Genomic DNA, 11,872 nt, shown 5'->3' on the forward strand with positions numbered 1-11,872 from the left:
TCCTATCTACAAAATCCTTTAGAAAGACTTTCTAGACAAGAACTTCAAATAAATTTGGGCATCCAACCCTCCCTCACACCATACCCTTGACGACTAACGTCTAAGGTTCTTCAACCCACAGTATGACCGAGTATCTCCATTGATAGCGGTAAGGAGACATCACCGTATCTATAATTTTTTATAGGTGGTCTTTCATTCTCTACCATAAAATATATGAAAAGCTTCTCATCCTTACGTCACATGTTAAGAAAGCGCTGTATTGTCATTTTATGTATAATTGATTCTAATAAATCTCTTATACTTTTTTATTTAGAATAGCCCCTACAAGCTTTCCTTTTGTTAAACCTAACGCCCTATTCGCTTCAACTGCCGCTTCACTAGCAGTTTGATAGCAACTTAACACCAACAATACCCCATCACATTGACTAGCTAGTATATTTGTATCTATAACCTCGAGAAGGGGCGGAGAATCAAATAAAATAATGTCATACTGCTCTATTGCTTTACTAATTAAATTTTGCATAGATGGTAAACTAAGCATCTCAGCTGGATTATTAATTTCGGGACCACTTGTTAATATATGTACATTTTTGATTTCGGTCTGAATTACCACTTTTTCTAACGTTGCTTTTCCCTCGAGAATATTTGTTAATCCAGATTTATTTTCTATTCCAAAAATCGCATGTAGTTCCGGGCTTCGCAAATCTGCATCAACAACTAAGACTTTTTCATCTTGCTGAGCCATGGAAACCGCCAAATTTGCGACAGTAGTGGTTTTACCTTCTCCATATCCAGGAGAAGTAATAACTATAGTTCTTGTTTTGTCCGTGCCAATTGCAAATTGAAGGTTAGTACGAATTGTTCGATATTCCTCAGCCATCTTCGATTTCGGAGCGATATGAGCAATTAAATGACTATTATCAAGGATACGGCTTTGTTTTTTATTATGAATCAAATGTTTTCCCCTCCACTATTACACTTTCTCTCTTACTTGTTTTATCTACTATATTATTTTTCTTCATTTGAGAAACACTTCCTAAAACGGGAACTGGTAATAGCTTTTCAATGTTACGTTCCGACTTAATTGTTTCATCAAGAGAATCCAATATAAAGACTACTCCAATACTCAATATAAGACCGACAGCCAAGGCCATTTCTATCGCTTTTGCATGATTCAAATTTATCGGTGAAGGATGCTCTTGTACTTTTGCTTCTGTTAAGATGCGGACATTCGAAAAATTTAGGATAGCATTTGCTTCTTCTTTATAAACATTTGCTGTAGCATTAGCAATTTTGACTGCCTGAGCTGGATTAGTATCCACAGCCGTAATAACAAAAACCTGCGACTCTTCAATCTTCCCAACACTAACCTGTCCGTTTAATGCGTCTGCTGATTTTGGCGAATTTAATTGCTGGGCCACTTTCTCTAAAACAATAGGTTCCTTTATCATAACTTTAAGTGTAGCTATAGCATCAGCATTGGCTGGAATAAGAATTCTTGCAGAAGACGCGTATAAAGGCGTTTTCATGAAAAAGCTATATATCCCACCAATAAATGCCGCGAATATCGTAATTACTGCAATAATCCAAAATTTTCTTTTTATAACATTAAATAAGTTTTTTAAGTTTATTTCCTTTTCCATGTTTCCCCTCCATTACTGTCTATTTAATTAATAAAAAAGCAAATCACAGGTAAATCAAACCGTATAACTTAAGTTAATTTTGATTACATCTAACATAATTTACTAAATTATAAGCAACATGAATTTTTTTAGTATATATTTTATTCTGAAAACATATAGCTTTTTTCATTAATCTTAATATACTCATTTAATATTCATTTTAGTTCTTGACAATGAACCCGTCAATATAAATTTATACGTCAAATCCAATGATTACCTTAGTATATTTAATTCAATTACCCTTATATAAATTCAAAAATAACTTTATAAATAATTATTTCAAGGGGATTATTTTTTTCGTATATTCACATATTATAAGTAACTATTTAAAACTGAATTAAACAATATCCTACAAGTTTGACGACTGAAAAAAAGAAGTATTATTAAAAAGCTAATTCCAAAAACAGATTCACCTTAACTGTTTACCCAACATATTGATTCTGATCCATAAAAATTTTAGCCTCCTTTTCTACAAAAAAGACTTCATTTCTAATGAAGTCTTTTTTATATCGTTAAAGCTTAGTTACAAACCATTTCGCTTTCCACTAACTTTTTCATATAATCTAATAGCTCTTTTTTTAACTCTTCATGTTGCAGTGCCATTTCAATTGTTGTTTGAATAAACCCTAGTTTTTCTCCGACATCATAGCGTTTTCCTTCGAAATCATATGCGAATACACGTTGAATTTCATTTAAACGCTGAATCGCATCTGTTAACTGAATTTCTCCGCCTGCCCCTGTTTGTTGATCTTCTAAGAACATAAAGATTTCTGGCGTTAACACGTAACGTCCCATAATCGCTAAGTTAGATGGTGCTGTTCCTTTAGCAGGCTTTTCAACAAATTTACTCACTTGATAACTGCGATCCTTTTGCTCTAACGGATCAATAATACCATAGCGATGCGTTTCATTCTCTGGAACAGTTTGAACACCAATTACTGATGATTGTGTATTCTCATATTGATTCATTAATTGGCGTAAGCACGGCGTATCCGCTTGAACAATATCATCACCAAGTAGTACCGCAAATGGCTCATTTCCAATAAATTTACGAGCACACCAAACAGCATGTCCTAAACCTTTAGGCTCTTTTTGGCGAATATAATGAATATTGATTTTTGAAGATTCTTGTACTTTTTCAAGAGTTTCATACTTTCCTTTTGATAGTAAGTTTTGTTCTAATTCAAAGGAATGATCGAAATGATCTTCAATTGCACGTTTTCCTTTTCCTGTTACGATAATAATATCTTCAATTCCAGACGCAATTGCCTCTTCCACGATATATTGAATTGTTGGTTTATCAACAATTGGTAACATTTCTTTTGGCATTGCTTTTGTTGCTGGTAGGAAGCGAGTCCCTAATCCAGCAGCTGGAATAATAGCTTTTCTTACTTTTTTCAATGATATTCCTCCTAGTAATATATAATTTTTTATATTTACTTGATTGAACAATTAACAAACACACTTATTATATCAATAATTTTCCTTATTTTAACATATCAGAGATGAATATTTGCTCAATTGTTGAACCATTAGAAGCAAACTTAAAATCAAACTTATCAGATCGATAAATTAATAAAGAACTATCTTCGTCTTTCAATTGTGCTTCACCCAATTGTTCTAACAACGTTGCCTTCAATATATTTACGTTCTTAAGACTTACCTGTTTAACAATCAATTGATTATTATATAAAACATCAATTTCTTTATATTTTGTTAGTACTCCTTCTGGTACTTTTTCTTCATTTTGAGGAATACCTATTATACTAGTTACATCCTCTTTACGCTTACCTAAAAAAGTAAGGGCTTGTTCCAGATTTTGAGAAGTACCTTCTAATTTTTTTATTTTATTTACAACATCCTCATAAGATAATGCATGAGTAAATGGAATTGAGCTTACTATCTCTTCACTAACCCATCCTTCTTCCCCATTATCATAAATAGCCTTCAACCAATTGACCCCAGATTTTTCATCTTTTTTCTGATCCTTTACCACAAAAGGTGTTCCAAATACCATAGTAGCAATCGCTTGTCCCTCTAACGCTGGCACACTTCTCACACGAGCTTTAGCAGAATTTACATACCGAACATCTAAATCAGATAATGGATTCTTCTCTTGTTTAACAACCTTTGCTTGTCTAGATTGTTCTTTCTTTTGTCCTTTAGCCTGTAAAGGAGAAAAGATATTATCCCTTTGCCAATACGTCAATCCACTTATAGTTGTAATTAGTAATACACCAATTAAGCCAGCAATATACTTACGTTTGATTCGATTATTCTTACTGTGAACATGCGCTCCACTTAATCTAGGTGCATAATTGGAAGCTTCTTTTGGAACCTCTTTTGAAGCAATATTTACCTCTGCCAACCCTTTTCCTGCCTGTTTCTCCATTGCTTCTTTTTTGAAGTTTTGCTGCTCTTCTTTACTCATTGCCTTATATTCTTTTAAGAAACTTTCATACTTCGGCATTACTTCCTCAATAGGACCATAGTCTCTAATTTCACCGTATTCAAGCCATAGAGCCTTTGTACAGAATTTTTTCACTTGTCCTAAAGAATGGCTAACAAAAAATATTGTTTTGCCCTGTTCTTTAAATTCATTCATACGGTTTAAGCATTTATCAGCAAATGTTTGATCACCTACTGATAAAGCTTCATCAATTACGAGTACATCTGGATTAATACTAACTGAAATCGCGAATCCTAAACGCGATTTCATCCCGCTAGAATATTTTTTTACTGGCATATCAATAAACTTACCTATATCAGCAAAATCAATAATTTCAGGTGTTAACTTTTCAATTTGTGCTTTACTCATTCCCATCATTAAGCATTTAAGCTCAATGTTTTCTCTACCTGACAATTGATTATTAAGACCAGCTGCGATTGCAATAAGTGCGACTTTCCCTTTTATGTCGATACTTCCAGTTGTAGGCGGTGTAATTCCAGCAATCAAATTAGACATTGTAGATTTTCCAGAACCATTTACCCCAACAATACCAATAACATCGCCTTTTTGAGCCTCAAATTCTAAGTTTCTTAATGCATAAAAGTCTTCACCAAATCCTCCAGGATACAGAATATCCTTTAATTTCTCAGAGTTTTTGCTATGCATTTTATATTTTTTTGTTACATTATGAAACCTCACTGATTCATTCATTTTTTACAACCCTCATCATAGATAATCTGCAAAGTGCTTTCTAAATTTCACATGTAGCGTTGCACCAATTAACAACGTAACAAGGACAAACGACCAAAAATATAATGCATAATTTAGATTTTGATAAAACCAGCTTGTTCCTAGTAAAGAAGCACGATATCCATCTACAATATAGCAAAATGGATTTAACTGCATAATTTTTTGAAGAAACGATGGTAATTTTTCAGGTGTCCATAATATAGGCGTTAAGTATAGCAACATTCGCATAATTGATTGAACAATCATTTGAACATCTCTCACAATTGTTGCTAACGTTGACGTAATTAAGGAGAGTGAAAATATTAACATAAGGGTAGCAAACATATAATAAACAAGCTGAATATAATGAATAGAAATACCTTGACCCGTTACTAAAAATAAAATTGTCACAATACCGATAAGTATCAAATGCTGATAAAGATTAGACATAATTACAAAGCTTGGGATAACACTCATTGGAAAACTCATCTTCGAAATCATATTTAACCTTGTATAAATAGACTTAGATGCTTGTAGCATTGCTGGTTGTACAAAAAACCATACAACAAGCCCTGCAGATAACCAATAAACAAATGGTACTCCATTTACTCCTTGACCACCCCGAATCCCAAAGCCGAATACAAACCAATAAATACTCATCTGTATGAGAGGATTCAAAACTTCCCACACAAGTCCTAAATAATTATTATTATTTGTACTTTTTACTTGATAAATAGATAAACGTTGAATTAAATATAGACTGTTTACCTGTTCTTTTAATACCATAATCATTGAGTTCATCTTTACTGTGCCTCTCCGAAGAATATTTTCTCTACTACTCGTTTAGAAGCAAAACCATCTTCTAAATAACAATAATTATTATAGAAGGTATTATATTCCCCTGCAAATTCACCCAAACCTAGAGTTTCGAATCTTAATATTTCCTCAAGCACTTCTTCCGTATTCATCACAACTGGACCAGGAGCTTCTGTCTCTAAGTCAAAATAAAAACCTCTTAACTTATCACGATACGAGTCAATATCATACGTGTAGAAAATGATTGGTCGTTTCAAATTCGCATAGTCAAAAAAGACTGAAGAGTAATCTGTAATTAACAAGTCAGATAGTAAATACAGCTCATTTATATCGACATGCTTAGAGAAATCATACACAAACCCTTTATACGGTTCTAAATCAAACTGTTCTGCAACTAAGTAGTGCATACGTAACAAAATGATATAATCTGAACCTAATTGTTTCTGCAAAAGACTTAAATCTAATTGTAAATCTAATTTATATCGACCTTTACTATAAAACTGATCGTCTCGCCACGTTGGGGCATATAAAATAATTTTTTTATCTATAGGTAATCCATTCTGTTTCTTTAATATATCGACTGCCTTAGAATTATTATTTACATATAAGAAATCGTTACGAGGATATCCTGCTTCAACAACAGTTTTTTGAAATTGAAAAGCCCTCTTAAATATTTCAGTCGAATATACATTAGGGGAAAGTAAATAATCCCAGTTTTGTGCTTCACGATGAAAATTGTCCTTATACTTTTCAGTTGTTGTACCCGGCATATGAACTTCTTTCATATCACCCGCTAATTTCTTAAGAGGTGTACCGTGCCAAGTTTGTATATAAATAGTATGCCTTGGCTTAGAAAGCCAAAGTGGCATTCTACTATTTGTTACCCAATACTGCGCACGTGCCAATAAAATAAACCAACGAATTGAAAATCTTTTTACATATGGGATATTTTCTTTATCAAACTGCGCTGTGTAATTTTTATTTACACTCCAAACCATTTGAAAGTCCATGTCATTTTGTAACATGTATTCATACATAGCTCGTGGATTACAACTATATTGTTTTCCGGAATAACTCTCAAATAAAATTAACTTCTTTTTGGGAGGCAAACAACTACAGAAAAGAAATACTGCCTTACATAGTTTTTTTACAATACGGTGATTTTTTATTCTTCTTATAAATCCCATGTTATTTACACACCTTCTAATTCAGTCGCTTCATACTTACGATACATTAACGCGAAACCTCGCCTTTTCCCGTTCTTCCCATTAATGCGTCTACCTCTTCTTTTGCATTTTTTCCATTAAATAAAACATTATATATCGCAATCGTAATCGGCATTTCAATACTCATTTTTTCAGCTAAATGATATGCTGCCTCAGCTGTACGAACACCTTCTACCACCATGCCCATATTCCCTAATACTTCTTCTAAATTATGACCCTTACCAAGTAAATTTCCAGCTCGCCAATTTCGACTATGAACACTTGTACAAGTCACAATTAAATCACCGACACCTGTTAATCCCGCAAAAGTAAGCGGATTTGCTCCCATCTCACACCCTAATCGTGTAATTTCCGTTAGTCCCCTGGAAATTAACGCTGCTTTTGCGTTATCTCCGTAACCAAGACCATCTGAGATTCCTGCGCCAAGGGCAATAATATTCTTTAGTGCCCCGCCTAATTCAACACCAATCACATCTCGATTTGTATAAACACGGAAATTTGTATTCATAAATAGCTTTTGTGTTTTTTCTGCGGCCTGTAGATGATATGACGCAGCAGTTACAGTAGTAGGATGACGAAGACTTACCTCTTCTGCATGGCTTGGCCCTGAAAGAACAACAACACTTTCTATTAACTCTTTCGGCATCTCTTCTTCAATCATTTCTGAGATACGTTTAAATGATCCTGGTTCAATTCCTTTACTCGCATGGATAACTGTTATCGGTTGTTTTACGACGTCCTTTAGTTGCTGCATTACACTACGAATCGCTTTCGTTGGAACAACTAATAGTACCGTATCTATCCCATCCATTACTTCCTCTAGAGACTCGTATCCTTTTATTGTTTTAGAAAGTTGAATCCCCGGTAAATATGCTTCATTCGTATGCTTCTCATTAATTTCATGGATTTGTTCCGCTTTATTTCCCCAAATTCTTACTTCATGTCCGTTATCCGCAAGAACCATAGATAACGCTGTTCCCCAGCTTCCTGCACCAATTACTGTAATTTGTTTCAACACAATCCCCCTCTTACCACTTTAAAAACGTTAGAAACATCACTATTTACGTAAGAAGCTAAGTGACATAAATATAGTTCACTTAGCTTTGAGTTCTTTTACTTAAAATATAATAACTGAGTTATAAATCTTATTTTTCACAAACTAAAACTGGAAATAAGTAAATCTTAATCCATTATTGTTTTTTAAATTTATTAAATAGCACAGTCCACTTTTCACTGTAAGCTTCTGAAAAAAAAAGATTTAATTCATTTCCACGAGCTTTTTTATCCATTTCAATAGTTAGTTGTAGATTATCTAACATGTATGCCACCTTATTGGCTAACACTGTATATAAAGATTGAATATATACTTTCTTCAAATCATAATATAAATGTTCCTCTGCCCTAAAGTCTTAGATTATTTCTTAGACTCCCTATATTCAACTTTCAAGCCAATTTTAAAACAATTCGTTAACAATTTTTTCAGATGCTCTTCCATCATCAAATTGATTATATTTTTCTTGAAAACGTATGATTCTCTCTTGATACTTTTTTGAGAATGTAGCAATATCCTGAATTTCTTTTACAAGTGTCTCTGTATCTTCGATAAGTGGACCTGGTGCCTCTTCTTCAAAATCAACATACATACCTCGTAATTTATTTTTATAATTATCATAATCGTACGTGTAAAATAGCATTGGTTTATTTAATAATGAATAATCAAACATAACTGATGAATAGTCAGTAATCAAAATATCAGCTATTAAATACATATCTCGAATATCATCATAATGACTATAATCGTAAGCAAAACCTTCATACTCACTTAATGAGAATCCTTTTTTCGAAAAATGATGTAGCTTAACAATAAATATATACTCATCACCAAAATTTTGTTTTAGTTGATTTAGATTTATAGGCATTCTAAATTTACCCTTTGTTCTCCATGTTGGAACGTAAACAATCACTTTTTTATCTACAGGTATACCCATCTTTTCTTTGATTTTATTAATACTCTCTTTATTATTATCTCTAAATAATTTATCATTTCTCGGATAACCAACTTTTAAAAACTTATTATTGAAATCATATGCGCTTTTGGCAATATCAGAAACATAATCACTTGGAACTGATAAATAATCCCAACGGTGACATCTTCTTAAAAACTTCTCCTTCTGAACTTCACCAACGACTTCTCCTGGTGCATCTAAACCTAAAGTTTTTAACGGTGTTCCATGCATCGTCTGAATTTCAGTTACATTTTTACGCTTTTCATAAAAATCAGGGAAGTTTACATTGTTTACAAAATGTTTAGCTGTTGCCAAATGATAATAATACTTTAACGAATTAATTCTAACTGTTTCTGCGTTTCCTGGTACATTTGTATGATGATCTCTTAAAAACCAAACTGTTTTGTAGTCTTTTTTATATTCATCAATATACTCATAGACAGCTCTTGGATTACATTCGAAATTTTTGCCCCAATAAGATTCAAATACTACATCTTTCTTTTTCAAAGGTAATAATCTCATTAAAGGATATAGCACTTTTCTAATTACCTCTTGCCTTCTTGGACCCCTTTCAATCCACTTCCACTCAGGTTCCACTCTCAATGTTAAAAGATTAGTATTCTTTGAACGGTAAATTACATATTTATAATCTTGAAAAATTGTTCGAACACTATCCATATTTTCTTTCTTAAATTCTATTCTACTTTCTAAATTCTTTTGTCCAGTTGTCTTTAACTTTAACTGCCAACGTCCACTTTCAAACATAGATACCTTGTCTTTATATAATGGAAATTCAAAATATAAAAGTGTATGTCCCTTATTGATTTCAGACTTACTCATTTTCATATTTATCTGTTCTTGTCCATTCATTTTTTCAATCATTAAATTGTGTTCAATATTTTCCCTGTCAATGCCAAGATAAAAATTGTTTGCAACTTTAATGCTCAGCTCAACTCTGTTATTAACAATTTTTAATGTTTCTACTTTAGGGAAGAATTTATCCAGTCTAACTAGCAAGTTCCCTGCTGAGCTGTGATCAATTTCTACTTCATTTACACCAATACTACTAATTTCATTGAATTGAATTGGCATAAGAGTTAAAGGATTTTTCTCTCCATTTTCAACAATATGTCCAAACCATTCCCCACGGTCTTTTACCTTGCTTAACTTAGATACCTCTATTTTTGCCATAAATGCATTTGTATTATCTGTTTTTTGTAAAGGTTTTATAATAGACTTTCTTAGCTCATAATTAATAAGTAATAGCTTTGAGTTTTCAAATGAGAATAAAGTATTTCCTTCAAAGATTAGATGCTTCTTATTTCTATATATTTTTTTCACTGTCGATTTTGTTTGATTCACTTCTAAGCGAATATCCCATGCAGCATTATACTTTGGATAAATAATATTTCCATCAAAAACCCTGTACTTAGGCTTTGTTTTTAAACCAGCAACTGGTTGTCCTAATCTAACTGTTCTCTCAACTCCATCGTTTTTAATAGAATAGAAAATATAATATTTATCATTTGTTAACTCATAAGATTTTATAATATCATCAAAGTTGATTTTAATTTCAAATCCTGACCAGTTGTAGTTAAATGCTCTTTTTAAAGGAATCTTTGAACTTATAGCTATACCCATTTTGGCTGTAATGTCTGTTCGTTTATGAATTGTTACATCTTTCACCGGAATTCTAATCGAGCCTTGCTCATCACTAATGAAGACACTGATCTCAGCATCAGATTTTCTTTTCACATTTAAATTTTTGATATAAGCATAACCTTTAATCTCTAGACAATTTCCGTTCCAACTTGCACTTTCTACTCTTTTAACTGTCTCAAATTCTTCCTCCAATATTCTTAATTCCATTGGTAATTGATCAATATACGGGTAATCGGCAACATAAACATCATTCTTTTTAATTGGTTTAGAATTTTTCAATTCAGTTTTTTGAAACTCTAATAACTGTAATAACTTTTGTTTCTCATTATTTTGCACCAGCTGATACTTTAACCGATCAATAACTTTTAATCTCTTAAAAACTGACATATCTACATTTTTCAGATACTCCGATACACTCTTAAAATACGTGTCTATATACTCTTCATCAGCTCTATCAAGTTGGTTAAGGTATACTAGTAAATCAATACTAAGATATTTAAAATCTTTTTCTTCCTTTACTAGTCCATCAATATTATTTTCACTAAAATGTTGATCTACCATTCCTAAGGCTTTCAAACGATCTGTTAAATTATTAATATCTGTTCTTTGCTGTGTAATAGATTGATCACCAGCATCCCGCGCTCTCCATTTATATACAATACTTGTTAATACATCTACACTTTTTGCTTTAAAATGCGCTGGAATTGTTACCGGAATATCCTCATATAACATTCCTTCTGGAAATTGAAATTCATGTTCTTCCCAGAAACTAACTTTATAGATTTTGTTCCATGCAGTTGTATCGTACAGTAATTCTGGCGACTCAGTAATATGTGTTTTTAGCTTATTTTCACTAAATACTTTTTTATGTAATACAGATGGAAATTCTTTTGTAGAGTTGAATCTTATAACATTTCCTATGATAAAATCCGAACCAGTTTGTAAAACTGTATTCATCATGGCTTTATATGAGCCCGTAGGAATAATGTCATCTGAATCAACAAATGTAACATAATCCCCTGTAATAAATTCATACCCGAAGTTTCTAGCTTTCCCTAGGCCACCATTAGATTTTTTAAATGCATGAAAGTTTTCATACTTATCAGCATACTGAAACATAATATCAGAGCTATTATCTTGTGAACCATCATCAACCATAATTACTTCATAATTGTTATATGCTTGCTCTAATAGTGAATCAAGGCACTCTTCTAAATAACCTTCTACGTTGTAAATAGGTACTACTATACTTAATTTAGGTAAAACCATTAAATTAACTCCCTTTATAAATATTAATATCTT

General features: G+C 32.3%; 9 protein-coding genes. All 9 read right to left on the minus strand.

The genetic code is table 11. The features are described from left to right. Nucleotides 1-295: 295 nt before the first annotated feature. The gene (locus ORL93_RS17960; RefSeq protein WP_097795152.1) at nt 296-955 is read right to left on the minus strand and encodes a CpsD/CapB family tyrosine-protein kinase; all 660 of its coding nucleotides are present in this window, start codon (nt 953-955) and stop codon (nt 296-298) included. After that, nucleotides 945-1,643, minus strand: coding sequence for a YveK family protein (locus tag ORL93_RS17965; protein WP_097795151.1), 699 nt, complete (start codon nt 1,641-1,643; stop codon nt 945-947). Before ORL93_RS17965 ends, ORL93_RS17960 begins: the two co-directional genes overlap by 11 nt. Before the next feature lie 558 nt (nt 1,644-2,201). After that, the gene (galU, locus tag ORL93_RS17970; protein WP_041488624.1) at nt 2,202-3,083 is read right to left on the minus strand and encodes a UTP--glucose-1-phosphate uridylyltransferase GalU; all 882 of its coding nucleotides are present in this window, start codon (nt 3,081-3,083) and stop codon (nt 2,202-2,204) included. 85 nt (nt 3,084-3,168) lie between these two features. Continuing rightward, the gene (gene tagH, locus ORL93_RS17975) at nt 3,169-4,842 is read right to left on the minus strand and encodes a teichoic acids export ABC transporter ATP-binding subunit TagH (protein ID WP_097795150.1); all 1,674 of its coding nucleotides are present in this window, start codon (nt 4,840-4,842) and stop codon (nt 3,169-3,171) included. Nucleotides 4,843-4,857: 15 nt separating this feature from the next. Beyond that, nucleotides 4,858-5,661, minus strand: coding sequence for an ABC transporter permease (locus tag ORL93_RS17980; RefSeq protein WP_265959338.1), 804 nt, complete (start codon nt 5,659-5,661; stop codon nt 4,858-4,860). A gap of 2 nt (nt 5,662-5,663) precedes the next feature. Further along, a complete protein-coding gene (locus tag ORL93_RS17985) occupies nt 5,664-6,863 on the minus strand; it encodes a CDP-glycerol glycerophosphotransferase family protein (protein ID WP_265959339.1) in 1,200 nt (399 codons plus the stop codon). A 46-nt stretch (nt 6,864-6,909) separates the two neighbouring features. After that, nucleotides 6,910-7,917 (minus strand): NAD(P)H-dependent glycerol-3-phosphate dehydrogenase, encoded by a 1,008-nt coding sequence (locus tag ORL93_RS17990; protein WP_097795148.1) that lies wholly within the window; start codon nt 7,915-7,917, stop codon nt 6,910-6,912. A 175-nt stretch (nt 7,918-8,092) separates the two neighbouring features. Further along, nucleotides 8,093-8,278 (minus strand): hypothetical protein, encoded by a 186-nt coding sequence (locus ORL93_RS17995; protein ID WP_265959340.1) that lies wholly within the window; start codon nt 8,276-8,278, stop codon nt 8,093-8,095. A 78-nt stretch (nt 8,279-8,356) separates the two neighbouring features. After that, a complete protein-coding gene (locus ORL93_RS18000) occupies nt 8,357-11,839 on the minus strand; it encodes a bifunctional glycosyltransferase/CDP-glycerol:glycerophosphate glycerophosphotransferase (RefSeq protein ID WP_265959341.1) in 3,483 nt (1,160 codons plus the stop codon). Nucleotides 11,840-11,872 lie beyond the last annotated feature (33 nt).

This window comes from Bacillus sp. DHT2, from assembly GCF_026241455.1.
GTDB classification, from domain to species: Bacteria; Bacillota; Bacilli; order Bacillales; family Bacillaceae_G; genus Bacillus_A; species Bacillus_A pseudomycoides.

Excerpts from the sequence above, each read along its gene's own strand:
- ORL93_RS17965 (WP_097795151.1), bottom strand. The coding sequence starts at position 1,643 with ATGGAAAAGGAAATAAACTTAAAAAACTTATTTAATGTTATAAAAAGA.
- ORL93_RS17980 (WP_265959338.1), bottom strand. The coding sequence starts at position 5,661 with ATGAACTCAATGATTATGGTATTAAAAGAACAGGTAAACAGTCTATAT.
- ORL93_RS18000 (WP_265959341.1), bottom strand. The coding sequence starts at position 11,839 with ATGGTTTTACCTAAATTAAGTATAGTAGTACCTATTTACAACGTAGAA.
- ORL93_RS17985 (WP_265959339.1), bottom strand. The coding sequence starts at position 6,863 with ATGGGATTTATAAGAAGAATAAAAAATCACCGTATTGTAAAAAAACTA.
- tagH (WP_097795150.1), bottom strand. The coding sequence starts at position 4,842 with ATGAATGAATCAGTGAGGTTTCATAATGTAACAAAAAAATATAAAATG.